This is a genomic window from Actinosynnema sp. NPDC091369 (genome assembly GCF_044757065.1).
Taxonomy (GTDB): Bacteria; Actinomycetota; Actinomycetes; order Mycobacteriales; family Pseudonocardiaceae; genus Actinosynnema.
Genome location: NZ_JBIVUG010000006.1, coordinates 119,664 through 139,953 on the forward strand (window position 1 = coordinate 119,664; position 20,290 = coordinate 139,953).

21 protein-coding genes are annotated in these 20,290 nt (G+C 71.7%); 13 read left to right on the top strand and 8 right to left on the bottom strand.

From position 1 onward, the window contains the following. Positions 1-26: 26 nt before the first annotated feature. Positions 27-974 carry a TAXI family TRAP transporter solute-binding subunit gene (locus ACIQMJ_RS23655; RefSeq protein ID WP_499763180.1) on the bottom strand — a complete coding sequence of 316 codons (948 nt, stop codon included), beginning with the start codon at positions 972-974 and terminating at the stop codon, positions 27-29. A 57-nt stretch (positions 975-1,031) separates the two neighbouring features. Between ACIQMJ_RS23655 and miaB the strand changes: the two genes are divergently transcribed. Then, positions 1,032-2,501 (top strand): tRNA (N6-isopentenyl adenosine(37)-C2)-methylthiotransferase MiaB, encoded by a 1,470-nt coding sequence (gene miaB, locus ACIQMJ_RS23660; RefSeq protein WP_499763181.1) that lies wholly within the window; start codon positions 1,032-1,034, stop codon positions 2,499-2,501. Next, on the top strand, positions 2,498-2,974 hold the full coding sequence (locus ACIQMJ_RS23665) for an Rv2732c family membrane protein (protein ID WP_499763182.1): 477 nt from the start codon (positions 2,498-2,500) through the stop codon (positions 2,972-2,974). Before miaB ends, ACIQMJ_RS23665 begins: the two co-directional genes overlap by 4 nt. A gap of 252 nt (positions 2,975-3,226) precedes the next feature. Here ACIQMJ_RS23665 and ACIQMJ_RS23670 read toward each other — a convergent pair whose 3' ends face one another. Further along, entirely contained in the window at positions 3,227-3,736 is a 510-nt protein-coding gene (locus ACIQMJ_RS23670; protein WP_499763183.1) for a hypothetical protein, read from the bottom strand. A gap of 138 nt (positions 3,737-3,874) precedes the next feature. Beyond that, a complete protein-coding gene (locus ACIQMJ_RS23675; RefSeq protein ID WP_499763184.1) occupies positions 3,875-5,209 on the bottom strand; it encodes a DUF349 domain-containing protein in 1,335 nt (444 codons plus the stop codon). Between the two features lie 185 nt (positions 5,210-5,394). Between ACIQMJ_RS23675 and ACIQMJ_RS23680 the strand changes: the two genes are divergently transcribed. The 3 genes from ACIQMJ_RS23680 to dapF are packed head-to-tail and all read left to right on the top strand — an operon-like array spanning position 5,395 to position 7,811. Continuing rightward, positions 5,395-6,087, top strand: a complete 693-nt coding sequence (locus ACIQMJ_RS23680; RefSeq protein WP_499763185.1) for a class III extradiol ring-cleavage dioxygenase family protein — start codon at positions 5,395-5,397, stop codon at positions 6,085-6,087. Between the two features lie 4 nt (positions 6,088-6,091). Beyond that, on the top strand, positions 6,092-6,994 hold the full coding sequence (miaA, locus tag ACIQMJ_RS23685) for a tRNA (adenosine(37)-N6)-dimethylallyltransferase MiaA (RefSeq protein ID WP_499763186.1): 903 nt from the start codon (positions 6,092-6,094) through the stop codon (positions 6,992-6,994). A 10-nt stretch (positions 6,995-7,004) separates the two neighbouring features. Further along, on the top strand, positions 7,005-7,811 hold the full coding sequence (gene dapF / locus ACIQMJ_RS23690; protein WP_499763187.1) for a diaminopimelate epimerase: 807 nt from the start codon (positions 7,005-7,007) through the stop codon (positions 7,809-7,811). Here the strand turns inward: dapF and ACIQMJ_RS23695 are convergent. The 4 genes from ACIQMJ_RS23695 to ACIQMJ_RS23710 form a co-directional block, all read right to left on the bottom strand. Continuing rightward, on the bottom strand, positions 7,808-8,665 hold the full coding sequence (locus tag ACIQMJ_RS23695; protein ID WP_499763188.1) for an SMP-30/gluconolactonase/LRE family protein: 858 nt from the start codon (positions 8,663-8,665) through the stop codon (positions 7,808-7,810). The two genes, dapF and ACIQMJ_RS23695, sit on opposite strands and share 4 nt — an antisense overlap. Beyond that, positions 8,658-9,128, bottom strand: a complete 471-nt coding sequence (locus ACIQMJ_RS23700; protein WP_499763189.1) for a hypothetical protein — start codon at positions 9,126-9,128, stop codon at positions 8,658-8,660. The genes ACIQMJ_RS23695 and ACIQMJ_RS23700 overlap by 8 nt, the downstream gene beginning before the upstream one ends. 211 nt (positions 9,129-9,339) lie before the next feature. After that, positions 9,340-9,888 (bottom strand): MFS transporter, encoded by a 549-nt coding sequence (locus ACIQMJ_RS23705; protein ID WP_499763190.1) that lies wholly within the window; start codon positions 9,886-9,888, stop codon positions 9,340-9,342. Further along, on the bottom strand, positions 9,872-11,089 hold the full coding sequence (locus tag ACIQMJ_RS23710) for an MFS transporter (RefSeq protein ID WP_499763191.1): 1,218 nt from the start codon (positions 11,087-11,089) through the stop codon (positions 9,872-9,874). Before ACIQMJ_RS23710 ends, ACIQMJ_RS23705 begins: the two co-directional genes overlap by 17 nt. A 72-nt stretch (positions 11,090-11,161) precedes the next feature. Between ACIQMJ_RS23710 and ACIQMJ_RS23715 the strand changes: the two genes are divergently transcribed. From ACIQMJ_RS23715 to ACIQMJ_RS23725, 3 genes are read left to right on the top strand one after another with little or no spacing between them, the layout of a single operon-like run. Further along, positions 11,162-11,650, top strand: coding sequence for an ArsR/SmtB family transcription factor (locus ACIQMJ_RS23715; RefSeq protein ID WP_499763192.1), 489 nt, complete (start codon positions 11,162-11,164; stop codon positions 11,648-11,650). Positions 11,651-11,693: 43 nt separating this feature from the next. Then, positions 11,694-13,139, top strand: a complete 1,446-nt coding sequence (hflX, locus tag ACIQMJ_RS23720; protein ID WP_499763193.1) for a GTPase HflX — start codon at positions 11,694-11,696, stop codon at positions 13,137-13,139. Positions 13,140-13,143: 4 nt separating this feature from the next. After that, complete coding sequence (locus tag ACIQMJ_RS23725) at positions 13,144-14,169, top strand: hypothetical protein (protein WP_499763194.1); 1,026 nt, start codon at positions 13,144-13,146, stop codon at positions 14,167-14,169. A 4-nt stretch (positions 14,170-14,173) separates the two neighbouring features. On the opposite strand, the gene lexA is transcribed toward ACIQMJ_RS23725, so the two are convergent. Further along, on the bottom strand, positions 14,174-14,851 hold the full coding sequence (lexA, locus tag ACIQMJ_RS23730) for a transcriptional repressor LexA (protein WP_499763610.1): 678 nt from the start codon (positions 14,849-14,851) through the stop codon (positions 14,174-14,176). 241 nt (positions 14,852-15,092) lie between these two features. On the opposite strand from lexA, the gene ACIQMJ_RS23735 reads away from it, so the two are divergent. The 5 genes from ACIQMJ_RS23735 to ACIQMJ_RS23755 all read left to right on the top strand — a co-directional run bounded on the left by ACIQMJ_RS23735 (position 15,093) and on the right by ACIQMJ_RS23755 (position 20,239). Continuing rightward, positions 15,093-15,590, top strand: a complete 498-nt coding sequence (locus ACIQMJ_RS23735) for a LysM peptidoglycan-binding domain-containing protein (RefSeq protein WP_499763195.1) — start codon at positions 15,093-15,095, stop codon at positions 15,588-15,590. A gap of 278 nt (positions 15,591-15,868) precedes the next feature. Beyond that, positions 15,869-16,327, top strand: a complete 459-nt coding sequence (nrdR, locus tag ACIQMJ_RS23740; protein WP_499763196.1) for a transcriptional regulator NrdR — start codon at positions 15,869-15,871, stop codon at positions 16,325-16,327. A 110-nt stretch (positions 16,328-16,437) separates the two neighbouring features. Continuing rightward, positions 16,438-19,290 carry a vitamin B12-dependent ribonucleotide reductase gene (locus tag ACIQMJ_RS23745; protein WP_499763197.1) on the top strand — a complete coding sequence of 951 codons (2,853 nt, stop codon included), beginning with the start codon at positions 16,438-16,440 and terminating at the stop codon, positions 19,288-19,290. A 272-nt stretch (positions 19,291-19,562) separates the two neighbouring features. Next, on the top strand, positions 19,563-19,820 hold the full coding sequence (locus tag ACIQMJ_RS23750) for a type II toxin-antitoxin system Phd/YefM family antitoxin (protein ID WP_499763198.1): 258 nt from the start codon (positions 19,563-19,565) through the stop codon (positions 19,818-19,820). Next, the gene (locus ACIQMJ_RS23755; protein WP_499763199.1) at positions 19,817-20,239 is read left to right on the top strand and encodes a type II toxin-antitoxin system VapC family toxin; all 423 of its coding nucleotides are present in this window, start codon (positions 19,817-19,819) and stop codon (positions 20,237-20,239) included. Before ACIQMJ_RS23750 ends, ACIQMJ_RS23755 begins: the two co-directional genes overlap by 4 nt. The last annotated feature ends 51 nt before the right edge of the window (positions 20,240-20,290 follow it).

Sequence of the window (20,290 nt, forward strand, 5' to 3'; positions counted from 1 at the left end):
CCACCGCAGGAATGATGTTCCAGCGGTTAAACCTTCACGTCCCGGTAATAGCGCATGGCGCCGGGGTGCAATTCGATCGGGGTCGTCTCGATCGCCGAGCGGACCTCTATCGACCTCGCCACCGGGCTCGCCGCGACCAGGTCCGACTGCGCCTGGAACAGGCCCCTGACCAGCGCTTCCGCCACGTCCTCGGACATCGTGTCGTTGACCAGCAGGAAGTTGCGCACGACCAGGGTGACGACCGGTCCGCCCTCGAGCCGGTAGGCCGACGCGGGCAGGGTCGCCGAGCCGTACACCGGGTACCGCTCCCGCAGCTCCGGCAGCACGTCGCCCAGGTCCAGCATCCGCAGCTTCACCGTGGTCGCCAGGTCGGTGACGGCGTCCGTCGGCACGCCACCGGACCAGAAGAACGCGTCCAGCGCGTCGGCGCGCATCGCCTCGACGCTGGTCGGCAGGTCCATGTACTGCACCTTGAGGTCCGCCTCCGGCGACATGTCCGCCGCCTTCAGCAGCCGTTGCGCGATCAGCCACACGCCGGAGTCGCGCGCGCCCACGCTGACGCGCAGGCCCTTCAGGTCGGCGAGCTTGGTCGCGGGCAGGTCGTCGCGCACGATCAGCTGCAGGTAGTCGTCGTGCATCCGGGCCAGCGCGTACAGCTTGTGCCCGCCGTCGCCCTTCTGCTTCTCCTCCGCCGCGTCGGCCGCGGAGAACCCGACCTGCGCCTGGTTGGCCCGCAGCCGGTCGAGGTTGTCCACCGAGCCCGCCGTGTTCGCCACCTGCGGCCGGGGGATGCCCGGCTCCCGGGTCCACGCGTCGGCCAGGGCCACGCTCAGCTTGTGGTAGACCCCGCCGGGGCTGCCGGCCGCCATGGTGAGCTTGACCTGGTCCAGGTCGTCGGCGCACGCCGTCAACGACAGGGTGGCCAGGGCCAATGCGGCCCCGACCGCGTGCAACCGCAGGAGCGTTCCCGACACCTGCGCATCGTCGCACGTCCACGCTCTACGCTGGACCCGACGGAAGGACTAGGTGCAGTGACTCGCAGTTACCAGATCCGCACGTTCGGCTGCCAGATGAACGTGCACGACTCCGAGCGCCTGGCCGGCATGTTGGAGGACGCGGGCTACACGCCCGCCGAAGGCGACGTCACACCGGACGTCGTCGTGTTCAACACCTGCGCCGTGCGGGAGAACGCCGACAACAAGCTCTACGGCACGCTCGGCCACCTCGCGCCCGCCAAGTCCGCGAACCCCGACATGCAGATCGCCGTCGGAGGCTGCCTCGCGCAGAAGGACCAGGGCGAGATCGTCAAGCGCGCGCCGTGGGTGGACGTGGTCTTCGGCACGCACAACATCGGCTCGCTGCCCGTGCTGCTCGAACGCGCCCGGCACAACCGCGAGGCGCAGGTCGAGATCCTGGACTCGCTGGAGACCTTCCCCTCGACGCTGCCCGCCCGCCGCGACTCGGCCTACTCGGGCTGGGTGTCGGTGTCCGTCGGCTGCAACAACACGTGCACGTTCTGCATCGTCCCGTCGCTGCGCGGCAAGGAGAAGGACCGCCGCCCCGGCGAGGTGCTGGCCGAGGTCCAGGCGCTGGTCGACGAGGGCGTGCTGGAGGTCACCCTCCTGGGCCAGAACGTGAACTCCTACGGCGTCGAGTTCGGCGACCGCTTCGCGTTCGGCAAGCTGCTGCGCGCCACCGGCGGCATCGAGGGCCTGGAGCGCGTCCGCTTCACCTCGCCGCACCCGAAGGACTTCACCGACGACGTCATCGCCGCGATGGCCGAGACGCCCGCCGTGTGCCACTCCCTGCACATGCCGCTGCAATCGGGCTCGGACCGCGTCCTCAAGGAGATGCGCCGCTCGTACCGCACCACCAAGTACCTGTCCATCCTGGACAACGTCCGCGCGGCCATGCCCGACGCCGCCATCACCACCGACATCATCGTGGGCTTCCCCGGCGAGACCGAGGAGGACTTCCAGGCCACCCTGGACGTCGTCCGCGAGGCGCGGTTCTCCTCCGCGTTCACGTTCCAGTACTCCAAGCGCCCCGGCACCCCCGCCGCCGAGCTGCCCGACCAGCTGCCCAAGCAGGTCGTGCAGGAGCGCTACGACCGCCTGGTCACCCTGGTCAACGAGATCGCCCACGAGCTCAACCGCGAGCAGGTGGGCCGCAGGGTCGAGCTGCTGGTCGCCTCCGGCGAGGGCCGCAAGGACGCCGAGACCCACCGCATGACGGGCCGCGCCCGCGACGGCCGCCTCGTGCACTTCACCCCCGGCGACGCCCACGTCCGCCCGGGTGACGTCGTGGAGACCGTCGTGACCTACGGCGCGCCGCACAACCTGATCGCCGACGGCCCCCTGCTGTCCCACCGCCGCACCAAGGCGGGCGACCGCTCCGAGGCGGGCCTGAAGCCGAAGACACCGGGCGTGACGCTGGGCCTGCCGTCGTTCGGCAAGCCCGCCCCCCTGCCCGCGGCGGTCGGCGGGTGCGCGGTCGGATGAGCGAGCACGACCCGGACGACCTGGCCGGCCTCCGCGAGGAGATCGACGACGTCGGCCGCTCCGCCGCCCGGCGCTTCGACCCGGGCTCCGGTGCCCTGACGATCGCCGTCGCCTCCCTGGCCATCCTGGTGTCCCTGATCCTCCCGTGGACCGACGACATCCAGGGCCTGAGCCTGCTCTTCGGCCAGGGCGGAGGTCTCCCCGAGCTCTTCGCCTACGCCGCCGTCGTCGTGGGCGTCCTGCTCCCCGCCCTGACCCTGGCCCTGCGCCGCTGGACCCTGGCCTGGATCTGCGCCCTGACCTCGTTCGCCGCCTCCGTGGCCGGCGTCCTCTCCATCTGGACCACCCAAACCACCACCGGCCACCACCCCGGCCCGGGCCCGGGCGCCGGCCTCATCCTCGCCGTGGTCGCCATCGTCATCCTGCTGATCAAGTGGATGAAACTGGCCGCCTCCCGCCCCCCGATGCAGTGACCGCCGGAGGCGGGACGGGGAGCTGGGCACCCAGCGGCTGACGTTGCGGCCGCCGCTCGCGGACGACGTGGTGCGGTGCACGAGATCCACCGCGGCCCGCGCTTGCACGACTACCCGGTCGTGGTCCGGGTGCGTCTCGCCGACACCACCTCGCAACGGGTGGCGCTCAACGCCTGCCTGACCCGCGCCGAACAGCTGGTCCGGCCGGGACGGACCAATTCTGATGTCCGCCGCGGGCCGGCCGCGCTGGGGTCACGGCACGCAGTTGAGCCAGGGTGGGTTGCCGGTGCATTGGTTCCCGGCCGCACTGGTCGTCGTCGTGGTCGGCTCGCCGGGCCGGTTCGTCGTGGGCGCAGTCGTGGTGGGTGCGGTGGTAGTCGGCGCAGGCGCGTTCACGGCCGGGCGGATCGTGGTGGTGGCGACGGGCAGCACCACCTGGGCTACCGGGTCCGGTGCGGCGGAGGTGGCGGTGGTCGCGGGCGATGTCGTCGCGGACGTCGACGGAGGTGCGGAGGACGGCGGGGCGGGCACGACCGAGACCACCGTCGTCGGCGCGACGGGTGTGATCGCGCGGTAGACCGTGTAGCCGGCCAGCAGCAAGATCGAGAAGACCGGGATCAGGATCGCCAGGACGACCAGCACGACCCTGGTCCACGGGAGGCCGTAGACCGTCGAGCCGATCGTGTGGGCCATCGTCACGGGGCCGTCCACCCGACCGCTCACGACGTTGTGCGCACTCGACGACGCCTGTTCCGATTCCACCCGCCCAAGGTAACGGCCCGTGCCAGGACGATTACCGCAGTTCTCGTGCTTCGGCGGCCGCGCCGGGTGTCCGGGTGCGATCAGGCCCCGTGCTGCTCCCCTCCGGGAGGGGAACGGCACGGGGCCTGATCGTCAGCACTAGCGGCTGGCCACTGCCTGCTCGGCCGCCGCCAACCACTCACGCCACTGCTTGGCCTGCGCCTCGGCCTGCTCGGCCCGCCGCTTGTCCCCGGCCGACCGCGCCTTCTCCGCCTGCGCCTCGAACTGCTCCACCCGCTCGCGGAACTGCGCGACCCGGGCCTCGGCCTCCGGGTCCGACCGACGCCACTGCGCGTCGACCGCACCCCGCACCCGCTCCTCGATGGTCCGGAGCTTGCCCTCCAGCTCGCGGACCCGCTCGCGCGGCACCTTGCCGATCGCGTCCCACCGCTCCTGGATCTTGTAGAGCTGCTGCCGCGCGGCTTCCAGGTCCACCGACGGGTCGATCCGCTCGGCCTCGGCGAGCAGCTCCTCCTTCAGCTTCGCGTTGGCCGCGAACTCGGCGTCACGCTCGCTGAACGCCTCCGACCGCTTGGCGAAGAACGCGTCCTGCGCGGCGCGGAACCGCTGCCACAACGCGTCGTCGGCCTCCTTGGGCGCACGCCCGGCGGCCTTCCACTCGACCATCAGCTCCTTGTACCGACCGGCCGTGGGGCCCCAGTCGTCGGACTCGATGAGCTTCTCGGCCTCTTCGACCAGCTCCTGCTTGCGGTTCTTGGCCACGCTGCGCTGCCGGTCCAGGTCCGCGAAGTGCGACCCGCGCCTGCGGTTGAACGCGTCACGCGCCTTGGAGAACCGCCGCCAGAGCTGCTCGTCGGTCTTGCGGTCGACGCCCCGGATGGTCTTCCACTCGTCCAGGATCTGCCGCAGCCGGTCGCCCGCCGCCTTCCACTGCGTCGACTCGTTGGCCAGCGCCTCGGCTTCCTCGACCAGCTCCTGCTTGCGCGCCCCCGCCGCCGCACGGGCCTCGTCCTTGGCGGCCTTCGCGGCCTCCAGGCCCTTCTCGGCGAGGACGAGCACGTACTCGACGCGTGCGGCCAGTGCGGCGAGGTCACCGACCACCGCCGCGTCGGCCAGGCTCTCCTGGACGTGCTTCGCGCTGGTCAGCGCGTGCTTGGGGTCGCCCGCGCCGGAGGTCAGCCGCGTCACCAGCAGCTCGACCTCGGTGCGGATGTCGTCGAACCGGCGCGCGAAGTGCGCCAGGCCCTCGGCGGGCTCGCCCGCCTGCCAGGAACCGACGACCCGCTCGCCCTCGGCCGTCTTGACGTAGACGGTGCCGTCCGCGTCCACGCGCCCCCAGCGGTCAGGGTGGTCCGACGCCACGGGGACCGCCGGTGGCGCGACGACCGGCGTCGTTTCCACCCGGGTCTCCTCGACCACCGCCCCCGCACCACTGTCGCCAGTGGTTCCCGGTGTCGTCTCGTGTTCCGTCATCGCCGGCTTCCTCCTCGCCTGCCCACTTCGTGGTGCCCGTGCCGACCACGGGCGCCCCGCCTACGACGGGGCCCAGCACCCGAGTACCGCGACGCTCCCTAAGAGTGCCCAGTACCTCGCGCGCATTCAAACAGGTCAAGGCTCGCATCGGTACCGGTGGTGGCCGATGAGTAGCGTGGACTGCCATGATCTCGCGCCTGGTGGTCGTGCCGCACCCCCCGCTGCTGGTGCCCGAACTGGTCTCCGGGGCCGTCCGGGACACCGAACCGGTGCGCTCGGCGTGCCTGGCCGCGGCACGGGACCTGGCCGCCCGCTCCCCGGACTGGGTGGCCGTGGGCGTCGACCCGTCCGGCCCGCGGGTGGTCGAGGGCGTGACGGGCACGTTCCACGGCTTCGGGGTGGACGTGCGCGCCTCCCTCTCCACCGCCCCGCCCCCGGTGGACGAGCCGGACCGGGACCTCCCCCTTCCCGTCCTGATCGCCGCCTGGCTGCGCGAGCACGCGGGCGCGCGCTCCGTCCGCGTCCACCTCGTCCCGCCCGACCTGCCCACCGCCGACTGCGTCGCCCTCGGCGAACGACTGGCCGGCTCCGCGGCCCTGCTGGTCCTCGGAGACGGCTCGCACCGCCACGGCGAGCTGGCCGTGGGCCGCCCCGACGACCGCGCCGGGCCGTTCGACGACGACGTGCGCAAGGCCCTGGCCACCGCCGACGCCGCCGCGCTGCGCGCCCTCGACCCCGCCCTGGCCGCCGAGCTGGGCGCCACCGGCCGGGCCGCGTGGCAGGTGGCCGCGGGTGTCCCGGGCCCGTGGCGCTGCGCCCGGTCGACGTTCCTGGCCCCCTTCGGCGTCGGCTACCACGTCGCCGTCTGGGAGGCTTGAGCCCGTGAAGACCCCCATCGCCGTCGTCGGGCCCACCGCCACCGGGAAGTCGGACCTCGCCGTGCGGCTGGCCGTCGAACTGGGCGGCGAAGTGGTGAACGCGGACGCGATGCAGCTCTACCGGGGCATGGACATCGGCACGGCCAAGATCACCGAACCCGAGCGGCACGGCGTCCCGCACCACCTGCTGGACGTGCTCGACGTCACCGAGACCGCGTCGGTGGCCGCCTACCAGCGCGAAGCGCGCGCCGTCGTGGAACGGCTGCTCGCCGAGGACCGCACGCCGGTCCTGGTCGGCGGCTCGGGCCTGTACGTGCAGGCCGTGCTGGACGACCTGGTGTTCCCCGGCACGGACGAGAAGATCCGCACCCAGCTCGAGCAGGAGCTGGCCGTGTTCGGGGCGGAGACGCTGCACGGCCGGCTGGCGCAGCTCGACCCGGCCGCGGCCCTGGCGATCCTGCCGAGCAACGGCCGCCGGGTCGTCCGGGCGCTGGAGGTCATCGAGCTGACCGGTCAGCCGTTCTCCGCCACCCTGCCCAAGCCGGGCCCCGCCCGCTACGGCACCGTGCTCGTCGGCCTGGACCGGGACGTGTCCGAACTGGACGAGCGCGTCGACGCCCGGGTGGCCCGGATGTTCGACGACGGCCTGGTCGACGAGGTGCGGGCGCTGGAGGCCCGGGGGCTGCGCGACGGCCGCACGGCGTCCCGCGCGCTGGGCTACCAGCAGGTGCTGGCCGCGTTCGACGGCGAGTGCTCGATCGAGGAGGCCGCCGCGACGACCGCGCAGGCCACCCGCCGGTTCGTGCGCAAGCAGCGGTCCTGGTTCCGCCGCGACCAGCGGGTGACGTGGTTCGACGCGGCCGAGCCGACCCTGGCCGACGACGTGCTCACACTCGTCACGCCGTAGCCTGGTGGGCGTGGGAGTCGAGTTTCTGAAGGGCCACGGCACCGAGAACGACTTCGTGGTGCTGCCCGACCCGGACGGCGTGCTGGACCTGACCGAGTCGCGGGTGCGCGCGCTGTGCGACCGGCGGCGCGGCCTGGGCGCGGACGGCGTGCTGCGGGTCGTGCGGCCGGACTTCGGCCCGTGGTTCATGGACTACCGCAACGCCGACGGCTCGATCGCCGAGATGTGCGGCAACGGGGTGCGCGTGTTCGCGAAGTACCTGGTCGAGGCCGAGTTGATGCCGGCGGGCGAGTTCACCGTCGGCACGCGTGCCGGCGAGCGGCCCGTCACCGTGCACGACGACGGCACGGTGACCGTCGACATGGGTCGCGTGCTGGTGACCGGCACGGGCACGGCCACGGTCGGCGGCAGCGCGTTCGGCGGTGTCGCGGTGGACGTCGGCAACCCGCACCTGGCGTGCGTGACCGAGGTGCCGGTCGCCGAGCTCGACCTGAAGCTGCCGCCCGGCCACGACCCGGTGCAGTTCCCGCACGGCGTGAACGTCGAGTTCATCAACGTCCTGGACGAGGGCGCTCTCCGGATGCGGGTGCACGAGCGCGGCGTGGGCGAGACCCGGTCGTGCGGCACGGGCACGGTCGCGTCGGTGGCGTCGTGGCTGTACGGGTCCGGTCGGCGCACCGGCAAGGCCACTGTGGACGTCCTGGGTGGACAGGTGTCCGTGGTGATCGAGGAGGACGGCTCCACGCTCACCGGCCCGGCCGTGCTGCTGGCCCGCGGCGAACTCGACGAGACCTGGTGGGACGGGCTCGGGAACTAGAGCCCGACCACCTCCAGCTTGCCCAACCGGGCCTGCGACACGACCTCGGGCTGCGAGCTGGGCGCGGTGCAGCAGACCAGCCGGTCGCCGACGATCGCCACGGCGAAGCAGACCTGGCTGGTCTCCACCTTCCGGGTGATCCCGCCGCCCTCCTCGACCCGGAACACGAACGGCTGGAGCGCCGGCGCGACCCACACGCCGCCGTCGGCGTCCACCGCGATGCCGTCCGGCGCGATGCCGTGCTCCCGCAGCGAGGCGAACACCCGCCGACCGGACAACGCGCCGTCGGCGGCCACGTCGAACACCGTCAGCCCGAACGCCAGCGTCTCGGCGATCACCAGCCGGCCGTCCGGCAGCAGCCCCGTCCCGTTCGGGAACTTCAGGTCCTCGGCCGCCACCTCCACCGACCCGTCGGGCCGGACCAGCGCCAACGACGTGCCCGGCGCGACCCAGCCCGGCTCCAGCATCGGCGCCTCGCCGCCCGCCGCGATGGCTGCGTGCAGGTCGAAGCCGAAGTTGCCGACGTACGCCCGGCCCTCGGCGTCGACCAGCATGTCGTTCGCGTGGAAGGTGGCGATCCCGTTCAGGTCGGCGTGCTCGACCAGCCCGCCGTCCTCCAGCCGCAGCACCCTGCGGTCGCGCATCGACACCACCAGCAGCCGCCCGTCGGGCAGCCAGCCCAGCCCCGACGGCTGCCCCGGCACCTCGCAGACGACCTCCTGCTCGCCCGTGGCCAGGTCGAGCGCGCGCACCTCGTGGTCGTAGAAGTCCGAGTAGTACAACCGCCCGTCGGGCCCCTGCCGCGGGCCTTCGCCGAACCGGAGACCGTCGCGCAGCAGGGTGGTGTCAGCCATGCCGGTCGAGGTTAGTGATCACCGGCAGGTCGCGCATCGACCGCAGCGGTGACAGGACCACCCGGAAGGCGGACAGCACCATCCCGGCCGCCGCGACCCACAGCGTGGCCCGCACGCCCGCCCACTCGGCCGGCGCGCCGCCCGCCACCGCGCCCACCGGCATCGCGCCCCAGGTCAGGAACCGGACACTGGCGTTCATCCGGCCGAGCAGCCGGTCCGGGCACAACGCCTGCCGCAGGCTGCCCTGGGCCACGTTGTAGACCACCACCCCGGCGGACGTGACCAGCGTGCCGACCGCGAACAACACCACCCGCCACCCCGGCTCGGCCAGCGGCACCAGCACCCACGCCGGCTGCGTGACCAGCAGCGACAGCCACACCAGCCGCACCTGGCCGAACCGCGCCAACCGGCCGGTGGCCAGGCCCGCCACCACGCCGCCGGTGCTGCCCAGCCCCATCAGCACCGTCGGCGACCACCGGCGACAGCGCCAGGTCCCGCAGCAGGAAGAGCACGGAGACCGCGCCCCACATGGCGTTGGCCAGGTTGAACCACGTCGTGCACAGCGCGACCGGCCGCAGCAGCGGGTGCCCGAACACGAACCGGAGCCCTTCGGCCATGTCCGCCCGCAGAGCCCGCTCGCGCGGCTCCACGGCCCGTTCCGGCGTGCGCATGCGTCACAGCAGCAGCGCCGACACCAGGAACGAGGACGTGATCGCCAGGACCGCGTTCGCACTGCCCAGGACCTGCACCAACGGCCCGCTGACCGGTCGCCCGGACAGCCGCGCCGCCTGCTGCGTCGACACCAACCGCCGGTTGGCGTCGACCAGGCCGCCTCGCTCGACCAGCGCGGGCAGGCAGGCTTGGGACGCCACCTCGAAGAACACCGTCAGCACGCCCGCCACCAGCGCGGCGAGCAGCAGGTGGGTGAACGTGAGGCTGCCCAGCCACGTCGCGGCCGGCACGGTGGCCAGCGCGACCGCCCGGCCGACCGTGCTCCACACCAGCACGGTCCGCTTGCGCGCCCGGTCCACGTAGACGCCCACGGGCAGCCCGATGACCAGGAACGCGGCCGTCCCGGCGGCGGTCAGCAGCCCGACTTGGAGCTCCGACGCGGCCAACGCCTCGATCGCCACCACCGGCAACACGAACGTGTACACCGCCGTGCCGAACTGGTTGGCCGCGTCACTACCCCAGAACAGCCGGAAGTCACGCGGCAACGGCATCGCGGCCCCTCAGCGGCGACAGCACCACCCACAGCACGGACGCGGCCTGACACGCCATGCCCACCGCCAGCGTGGCCGTCACCCCGATGCCGCCGCCGAGCACGCCGCCCACGAGCCCGCCCAGCGGCATCGCGCCCCACACCACGAACCGGATGCTCGCGTTCATCCGGCCGAGCAGGTGGTCCGGGCAGATGGACTGCCGGTAGCTGACCTGGGCGATGTTGTAGACCGTCGCCCCGTACGCCACCGCCGCCTCGCCGAGGAGCACGAACACGATCCGCCAGTCCGCCGCGCCGAACGGGACCAGCACCCCGAACGGCCACGTGACCAGGCCGGACAGCCAGATCACGGTGGTCTGGCCGAACCGGGCGTTCCACCGGTTCACGGTCAGCGCGCCGAGCACGCCGCCGATGCCCGCCGTGCTGAGCACCAGGCCGACCACGCCCTCGGACAGGCCCAGCTCGCGCACCAGGAACAGCATCAGCACGGCCGCCGCCATGCCGCCGAAGAAGTTCGCCGTGCCCGTGCACCCGACGATCGCGCGCAGCGACCGGTGCCCGAAGACGAACCGCAGGCCCTCGGCGACCTCGTGGCGCAACCCGGGCTTGTCGGGCTGTCGCGGTGGCGGCTCGACCGTGCGGATGCGCAGCAGGAACACCGCCGAGGCCACGTACCCGACGGCCGTGGCGAATACGCCGAACGCCGCGCCGACCGCCTGCGCCACCCCGCCGGCGGCGGCCGGGCCGGACACCTCCGCCACGGCCCGGCTGGCCTCCAGCTTGGAGTTGCCCTCGACCAGCTGGTCCCGGCCGACCAGGGCGGGCAGGTACGACTGGTAGGCGATGTCGAACAGGACCGTGGCCGCGCCCACCAGCAGGGCGACCACGACGAGCTGGGCCAGCGTGAGGACCCCCAGCCACCACGCCACCGGCACCGACAGCAGCAGCGCCGCGCGGGTGAAGTCGGCCACCAGCATCACCGGGCGGCGGCTCAGCCGGTCCACCCACACCCCGGCGGGCAGCCCGATGAGCAGGAACGCGGCGGTGCCCGCCGCGGAGAGCACGCCCATCTCGAACGGCGTGGCGGCCAGCGCGCCCACCGCGAGCAGCGGCAGCACGGTGCGGCCGATCGCGGAGCCGAACTGGCTGATGGTGTCGCCTGCCCACAGCAGGCGGAAGTCGCGATGAGACCAGAGGGACACGACGAGGAGTCTCGCGGGAGTGATTGGAAAGTGTCAATCACTTCGGTCGGCACCGGTCCTTATGCTGGTGCGGTGCAGCGACGCCCGGCCACCGACGCCGAAGCAGCCGCCCTGGCCTCGGCCGTGCGACTGCGCATCATCCGGCTCACCTACGACCGCGCGATGACCAACAAGGAGATCGCCGATCGGCTGGGCAAAGACCCCGCCACCACCCTCCACCACGTGCGCAAACTCGTCGCCACGGGCTTCCTGGAGGCGCAGGAGGCGCGCGTGGGCAACCGCGGCGCGCGGGAGATCCCGTACAGGTCGACGGGCCTGTCCTGGCGGCTCACCAAGACCCGGTACCCGGAAGAGACCAGCGAGGCCGTGTTCGAGGCGTTCCTCGGCGAGGTCGCGGAGGTCGGGCCGGCCGCCCTGAACCAGTTCCGGCTGGTGGCCCGGGTCGACCGCGGGGAACTAAAACGGCGCCTCCAGACGTTGTTGGATGAGCTGGCAGCCGAGCCGGCCCACCCCGACGGGGAACGCGTGGCGATCTACCTGGCGCTCTACCCAGGCGATTAACCACTCGGACCGGGCAGGGGTGCCGTGGGACGATGAAGGGCAAATGACGGAAAACACGTACAGCAGCAACGACTGGCTCGACCACGAGGACGAGCTGTCCACCGGCGACATGGCGCTCGAGGAGCGTGCCGCGCTACGACGCGTAGCCGGGTTGTCCACCGAGCTCGAGGACGTCACCGAGGTCGAGTACCGCCAGCTCCGGCTGGAGCGGGTCGTGCTGGTCGGCGTGTGGACCGAGGGCACGGCGGCCGATTCGGACGCCTCCCTGGCGGAACTGGCCCTGCTCGCCGAGACCGCGGGCTCCGAGGTGCTGGAAGGTCTCGTGCAGCGGCGCGACCGGCCCGACCCGGCCACCTACATCGGTTCCGGCAAGGTCCACGAGCTGCGCGACATCGTGATCGCCACCGGCGCGGACACGGTGATCTGCGACGGCGAGCTCTCCCCCGGCCAGCTGCGGCAGCTGGAGGAGAAGCTCAAGGTCAAGGTCGTCGACCGCACCGCGCTGATCCTGGACATCTTCGCCCAGCACGCGTCCACGCGCGAGGGCAAGGCCCAGGTCGAGATGGCCCAGCTCCAGTACCTGCTGCCGCGGCTGCGCGGTTGGGGTGAGTCGCTGTCCCGGCAGGGCGGTGGTCGCGCCGGCGGCGGCAACGGCGGCGTGGGTCTGCGCGGTCCCGGTGAGACCAAGCTCGAGACCGACCGCCGGCGCATCCGCGCGCGCATCGCGAAGCTGCGCCGCGAGATCGCCGCGATGAGCGTCATCCGGGAGACCAAGCGGCACCGCCGCGTGGCCAACTCGGTGCCGAACGTGGCCATCGCCGGGTACACGAACGCGGGCAAGTCCAGCCTGCTCAACGCCCTGACCGGGGCGGGCGTGCTGGTGCAGGACGCCCTGTTCGCCACCCTCGACCCGACCACGCGGCGCACCGAGACGCCCGAGGGCCTGCCCTACACGTTGACCGACACGGTCGGCTTCGTGCGGCACCTGCCGCACCAGCTGGTCGAGGCGTTCCGGTCGACGTTGGAGGAGGTCGCCGACGCGGACCTGCTGGTCCACGTGGTCGACGGGTCCGACGCGATGCCGGAGAAGCAGGTCCAGGCGGTGCGCGAGGTCATCAGCGAGATCTCGTCGCGGCGCGACGACCCTATGCCGACCGAGCTGCTCGTGGTGAACAAGATCGACGCGGTGGCCGAGCTGGGCATGGCCCGGCTGCGCCACCTGTTCCCCACGGCGGTGTTCGTCTCCGCGCACACCGGCGAGGGCATCGCCGAGCTGCGCGAGCGCATCGCGGCCATGACGCCGCGGCCGGAGGTCGTGGTCGACGCGCTGGTGCCGTACGCGCGGGGCGAGCTGGTCGCGCGCGTGCACCGCGAGGGCGAGGTGCTCAAGGAGCGGCACACCGAGGAGGGCACGGAGCTGTCCGCCCGGGTCCGACCGGACCTGGCGGGTGCGCTGGAGGCGTTCGCCGTGAACGGAAGCCGCGCCTGAGCCGTTGCGCGCGTTCCTGCTGGTCGCAAGCCTGATGGTGACGGCCGGTTCCGCTGTGGCGGAGCCGGCCGTCGCCGACGTGTGCGCGGTGACCGACCAGCGGCTGGAGGAGCTGTCCGGGCTCGCGTCCGACGGGGCGCAGCTGTTCGCGGTGAACGACAGCGACAACGGCGCGTTGCAGGTGCAGGTGCTCGACCGGACGTGCGCGATCACCCGCACGATCACCGCGCCGAACAATCCGTTCGACGTGGAAGACCTCGCCCTGGCTCCTGACGGAACCCTGTGGGCGGCGGACACCGGGGACAACGGTAAAACCCGCGAAACCGTGGCATTGCACGCGGTTTCGCCGAACGGCAGCGCTCGTCTGTACCGACTCACCTATCCTGACGGAAAGCACGACGCCGAGGCATTGTTGATCGACGGTTCCGGCATTCCGCACATCGTCACCAAGGAAACGATCGGATCGGCTCTGGTGTACCGGCCGGCGTCCGGGTTGAGCGAGGGCGCGCCGACGCCGCTGGAGCAGGTGGCGCGGGTGTCGATCAGCACGACGGAGACGCCCGGCGGGCCGTTGCAGAACTCCGTGGTGACGCGCCTGGTCACGGGCGGCGCGATGGCCCGGGACGGCCGGGTGGCGGCGTTGCGCACCTACACCGACGCGTACCTGTTCCCGGTGCCGGACGGCGACCTGGCCAAGGCGCTGGAGGGCGACCCGGTGCGGGTGCCGCTGGCCGGCGAGCCGCAGGGCGAGGCCATCGCGTTCGACCCGGACGGCACGCTGCTGTCGGCGTCCGAGTTCGGCAGCACGGGCACGTCGTCGGCCCTGCGTGCGGTGGCGGGCGCGACGGCGCTGGCCGTGCCGCCCCCGCCGACCACGACCACCACGTCCGAGAACGCCCCGGCGGCGGCGGACGGCGCCACTCCCCCGACCGGCGACGCGCGGTCGCCGTGGCCGGTGGTGGGCGGCGGCGCGGTGGCGTTGGTGCTGGTGGGAGCACTCGTGCGCCGATCGCGCCGCCGTCGGGCGTGAGGGTCTACAGCCGGCGCAGGACCGCCACGACCTTGCCCAGGATCGACGCGTCGTCACCCGGGATGGGCTGGTAGGCGTCGTTGTGCGGCATCAGCCACACGTGCCCGTCTTCCTTGCGCTTGAACGTCTTCACGGTGGCCTCGCCGTCGATCATCGCGGCGACCACCTCGCCGTTGTCCGCCGTCGGCTGCTGACGGACCACGACCCAGTCGCCGTCGGTGATGGCGGCGTCCACCATCGAGTCGCCCACGACCTTCAGCAGGAACACGTCGCCCTCGCCGACGATCTCGCGCGGCAGCGGGAACACGTCCTCGATGGCCTCTTCCGCCAGGATCGGCCCACCGGCCGCGATGCGGCCCAGCATGGGCACGTACGCGGGCGTCGGCTTGGACGCCGGGTCGAGGCCGGTCACGATCTCCGCGGGCAGCACGCCCACCGCGCGCGGCCGGTTCGGGTCGCGGCGCAGGTACCCCTTCCGCTCCAGCGCGCGCAGCTGGTGGGCGACCGAGGAGGTGGAGGTCAGACCGACCGCCTCCCCGATCTCCCGCACGCTGGGCGGGTAGCCGAACCGGTCCAGCCAGTCGCGGATCACGTCGAGCACCTTGCGCTGGCGCAGGGTGAGCCCGGCGTTGCCCGCGATGTCCGCCGGTTCGGGCGCGGAGGGCACATCGGCGGTGCGCAGGTCTTCGCTGGTCTTGCGTGCCACGGTGCTTCCTCCTCACCGGTCCCGATTGCCCAGGCCGGCTCTCCGACGATCTTCACTTGTGGACGGTAGTCGCGTTCGTTGTCCAGATCAAACACCTGTTCGAAGTAAACCCCGGCGTGTCCTGGCCATTTCGCCCGACGAAGTGGTACACATTCGCACGGACGTTCGATCGAACACAGGTTCGATCATGATCGGATGACCTGCGTTGGAGGACATCATGGCGGTGGTCATTGGCACCCGGAACAGCTTCGAACTGGTGGACGGTGCCGGTGTCGAGGATGTCGCCCTCGGCGCGGGATTGCGACCCGGACCACGGGTCCTTCGCCGGTTCGAAGTACACGACAAGGGCAACCGCCGCCCGGCCACCCGCCCCCGCCCGCTCGCCGTGCGCCAGACCGCGCCCGAGCCGGTCGCCTGCGAGGTCCGGCCCCAGCGCCACCCGGCCGTGCAGTTCGCCGCCCACGCGGCCGTCGCGGCGGTGTTCGCCGCCCTGCTGAGCCTGCTCTACCTCCACCTGTCGGGCGCCACCACCGTCCCCGAACGCACCAACGTCGTGCACGTCCAGGTGGGCGAGACCCTGTGGGACGTCGCGGAGCGCAGCGCGCCCGCCAGCGACCCCGACGCCGTTGTCGCGCGCATCGTCGAGCTGAACTCCCTCCCCTCCTCCGACGTCGTCCCCGGCCAGTCCCTCGTCGTCCCCCACGGCACCCCCTAGAGTTCCCCGCGGCGCTCCCGGAGCGTCCGCTGCTCAGCCACGCCGAACCGCGCTCCCGGTCCTCCGCGAGCGCGGTTCGCACGGTTTGGGGGCCTCGCCCGGTTCCTCCGTCCGGGTGACGGGAAACGCGCCGTTCCGACTTGCAGCGCTGTGGGCGTTGGGCATAGGTTGACCCCTACATCTAGTGGTTACACCGTTGTAGTTAGTCCACAGGTTGGGGTTTTCCCCATGACGTGGGCTGACGCGATGGATGCTGCGCGGAGGAGGGGAGACCAGCCGTGCGATGCCCGTTCTGCCGCCACGCCGACAGCCGCGTGGTCGATTCGCGCGAGGTCGACGAGGGCCAGGTGATCCGCCGCCGGCGTTCCTGCTCGAGCTGCGGCCGCCGGTTCACCACCGTGGAGGAAGCCGTGCTCGCGGTGGTCAAGCGCTCCGGCGTCACCGAGCCGTTCAGCCGCGACAAGGTCGTCAACGGCGTGCGCCGCGCCTGCCAGGGCCGGCCGGTGGACGAGGACGCCCTGCAGCAGCTGGCCCACCGCGTCGAGGAGTCCATCCGCTCGGGCGGCAACGCCGAGATCCCGAGCCACGAGGTGGGCCTGGCCATCCTCGGCCCGCTGCGCGACCTGGACGAGGTGGCCTACCTGCGGTTCGCCTCCGTCTACCGCTCCTTCTCGTCCGTCGAGGACTTCGAGAAGGAGATCGCCGATCTTCGCACCGCCCAGCGCACTGACGACTGAGCGGACGCGACGCAGGACAACCGCGCGGCCGCCTCGGACGGGGGGAGCCCGGACGTGGTCGCGCACCGAGACTTTCGAGAACCAGGGATAACGGGAAGAGGGCACGGGGAATGACCGAGACCGTCGGTGGCTCCAGCAAGAAGACGGCCACCCGCAACGGCGCGGGGGACAAGAACGCCAAGCTGAAGGTGGAGCGCGTCTACACCACCGCGGGCAAGCACCCCTATGACGAGGTCACCTGGGAGCACCGCGACGTCGTCATGACGAACTGGCGCGACGGCTCGGTGAACTTCGAGCAGCGCGGCGTCGAGTTCCCCGACTTCTGGTCGGTCAACGCCACCAACATCGTCACCAGCAAGTACTTCCGCGGCGCGGTGGGCACGCCGCAGCGCGAGCACAGCCTCAGGCAGCTCATCGACCGCGTGGTGAAGACCTACGTCGAGGCGGGCGTCAAGCACGGCTACTTCGCCACCGAGGACGACGCCGAGATCTACGAGCACGAGCTGACCTGGATGCTGCTGCACCAGGTGTTCAGCTTCAACTCGCCGGTGTGGTTCAACGTCGGCACGACCTCGCCGCAGCAGGTCAGCGCCTGCTTCATCCTGTCGGTGGACGACACGATGGAGTCGATCCTGAACTGGTACCGCGAGGAGGGCCTGATCTTCAAGGGCGGCTCCGGCGCGGGTCTGAACCTGTCGCGCATCCGCTCGTCCAAGGAGCTGCTGTCCTCCGGCGGCACCGCGTCCGGCCCGGTGTCCTTCATGCGCGGCGCGGACGCGTCCGCGGGCACCATCAAGTCCGGTGGCGCGACCCGCCGCGCGGCGAAGATGGTCGTGCTGGACGTCGACCACCCCGACGTCGAGGAGTTCATCGAGACGAAGGCGCGCGAGGAGGACAAGGTCCGCGCGCTGCGCGACGCCGGGTTCGACATGGACCTGGGCGGCAAGGACATCGTGTCCGTGCAGTACCAGAACGCGAACAACTCGATCCGCGTGTCGGACGAGTTCATGCACGCCTACGAGAACGGCGGCCAGTTCGGCCTGCGCGCCCGCATGACCGGCGAGGTCATCGAGCACGTCGACGCCAAGGGCCTGTTCCGCAAGCTGGCGCAGGCCGCGTGGGAGTGCGCCGACCCGGGCATCCAGTACGACGGCACGATCAACGACTGGCACACCACGCCGGAGTCGGGCCGCATCACGGCCTCGAACCCGTGCTCGGAGTACATGCACCTGGACAACTCCAGCTGCAACCTGGCGTCGTTGAACCTGATGAAGTTCCTGTCCGACGACGGCACGTTCAACGCGGAGCTGTTCGCCAAGTCGGTCGAGCTGATCATCACCGCGATGGACATCTCGATCTGCTTCGCGGACTTCCCGACCCCCGCGATCGGCGAGACGACCCGCGCGTTCCGCCAGCTGGGCATCGGCTACGCGAACCTGGGCGCGCTGCTCATGGCGACCGGCCACGCGTACGACTCCGAGGGTGGCCGCGCGCTGGCCGCCGCGATCACGTCCCTGATGCAGGCCGTGGCGTACAAGCGGTCCGCGGAGCTGGCGGGCATCGTCGGCCCGTACGAGGGCTACGCCCGCAACGCCGAGGCGCACCAGCGGGTCATCCGCAAGCACTCGGCCGCCAACGACATGCTGCGCACGTACCACGCGAACGACGGCGCGGTGCAGAAGGTCGCGACCAAGGCGTGGCAGGAGTGCCAGAAGGTCGGCGCCCGCAACGGCTGGCGCAACGCGCAGGCCAGCGTGCTCGCGCCCACCGGCACCATCGGCCTGATGATGGACTGCGACACCACCGGCATCGAGCCGGACCTGGCGCTGGTGAAGTTCAAGAAGCTGGTCGGCGGCGGCTCGATGCAGATCGTCAACCAGACCGTGCCGCGCGCGCTGCGGGTGCTGGGCTACCAGCAGGAGCAGATCGAGGCGATCGTCGAGTTCATCGGCGAGCACGGCCACGTGGTCGACGCGCCCGGCCTCAAGCCGGAGCACTACGAGGTGTTCGACTGCGCCATGGGCGACCGGTCGATCGCGCCGATGGGCCACGTGCGGATGATGGCCGCGGTGCAGCCGTTCATCTCGGGTGCGATCTCCAAGACGGTGAACATGCCGGAGACGGCGACCGTCGAGGACGTCGAGGAGATCTACTACCAGGGCTGGAAGCTGGGTCTGAAGGCGCTGGCGATCTACCGCGACAACTGCAAGGTCGGCCAGCCGCTGTCGGCGGGCAAGTCGGCCAAGGCGTCCACGACCGCGGAGGCCAAGCCGGAGACGGTCGTGGAGTACCGCCCGGTGCGCAAGCGCCTGCCGAAGAAGCGCCCGTCGCAGACGGTGTCGTTCACGGTCGGCGGCGCGGAGGGCTACCTGCACGCCGGGTCCTACCCCGACGACGGCCTGGGCGAGATCTTCGTCAAGCTGGGCAAGCAGGGCTCGACGCTGGCCGGCGTGATGGACGCGTTCTCCATGTCCATCTCGGTGGGCCTGCAGTACGGCATCCCGCTGGAGTTCTACGTCTCGAAGTTCCAGAACCTGCGCTTCGAGCCGGCGGGCATGACCGACGACCCGGACGTCCGCATCGCGACCAGCGTCCTGGACTACCTGTTCCGCCGCCTGGCGCTGGACTACCTGCCGTTCGAGAAGCGCGCCCAGCTGGGCATCTTCACCGCCGACGAGCGCACCGCGCAGGTCTCGTCCGACTACGGCACGGGCTCCGACGTCGACCTGGAGGGTCTGCGCACGTCGGTCGACGCGGCCCCGTCCGCCGCCACCACCCCGGCTCCCGCGGAGAAGAAGTCCAAGCCGCAGGACATCAAGGTGGGCAGCTCCACGGAACTGCTCGAACTGCACCTGGGCAAGGCCGCCGACGCCCCGCTGTGCATGACCTGCGGCACGAAGATGCGCCCGGCCGGCTCGTGCTACCTGTGCGAGGGCTGCGGCTCCACCTCGGGCTGCAGCTGATCGACCAGGGGAAGCCACGTGCGGTGAGGCGCGGCTGAGAATTCCACGGCGACGTGAGGGCCGGGACGGATGCGTCCCGGCCCTCACGTGCATCACGTCCGTCGCAGGGGCCGGACCGAACGCCCACCAAGAAGAAGTAGCCGGTAGACCTGCTCGCCGACGGCGGTTCGCCGCGCCGGTGGGCAGGCCCGATCGGGTGGGAGGTGGGCCTCACGCTCGCCCTCCCACGCGCTATCCGTCTAGTCTGTCCAGACAGAAGGTGAGGCTGCGCGATGACCGGACACTGGCAGTTGCAGGAGGCCAAGCAGCGCTTCAGCGAGCTGATCAGGTCGGTCGAGACGGACGGCCCGCAGTTCGTCACCAGGCACGGAGAGGAGGTCGCGGTGGTCATCGACATCGCCGAGTACCGCCGTCTCCGGGGTGGCGAGGACGACTTCAAGGCATTCTTGCGGGCCGCACCGGACTTCGACCTGGAGGTCGACCGGCCCTCCGCGCCCGCGCGAACCGTCGACTTCGGCGAGGGTGAGTGAGCTTCCTCCTCGACACCAACGTCGTGTCGGAGATCCGCAAGGAGGTCCCCAACGCCGGCGTGTCAGCCTGGTTCGCCGCTGTTCCGGCGAGTGAGCTGTTCCTGAGCGTGATGGTGGTCGGCGAGATCAGGCAGGGCATCGAGCGGCTGGCCAGGCGGGATCCCGCGCAGGCCGGTGCCGTCGACAGGTGGCTCCAGCAGTTGATCCACGTCTACGGCGACCGGATCGCACCCGTCACCGCCGAAGTGGCCGAGGTGTGGGGACGGCTCAACGTCCCGGACCCACTGCCCGTTGTCGACGGCCTCCTGGCGGCGACCGCTCTCGTCAACGGGTGGACGCTCGTCACGCGGAACGTCGGTGACGTCGCCACGACCGGGGCACGTCTTCTGAATCCCTTCACCCCGGACGACCGTCCGTAGCGGTGGCTCCCCCGTCCGGGCGTTGTGCTGTCCGGGGAGGGCTTAGGCTGC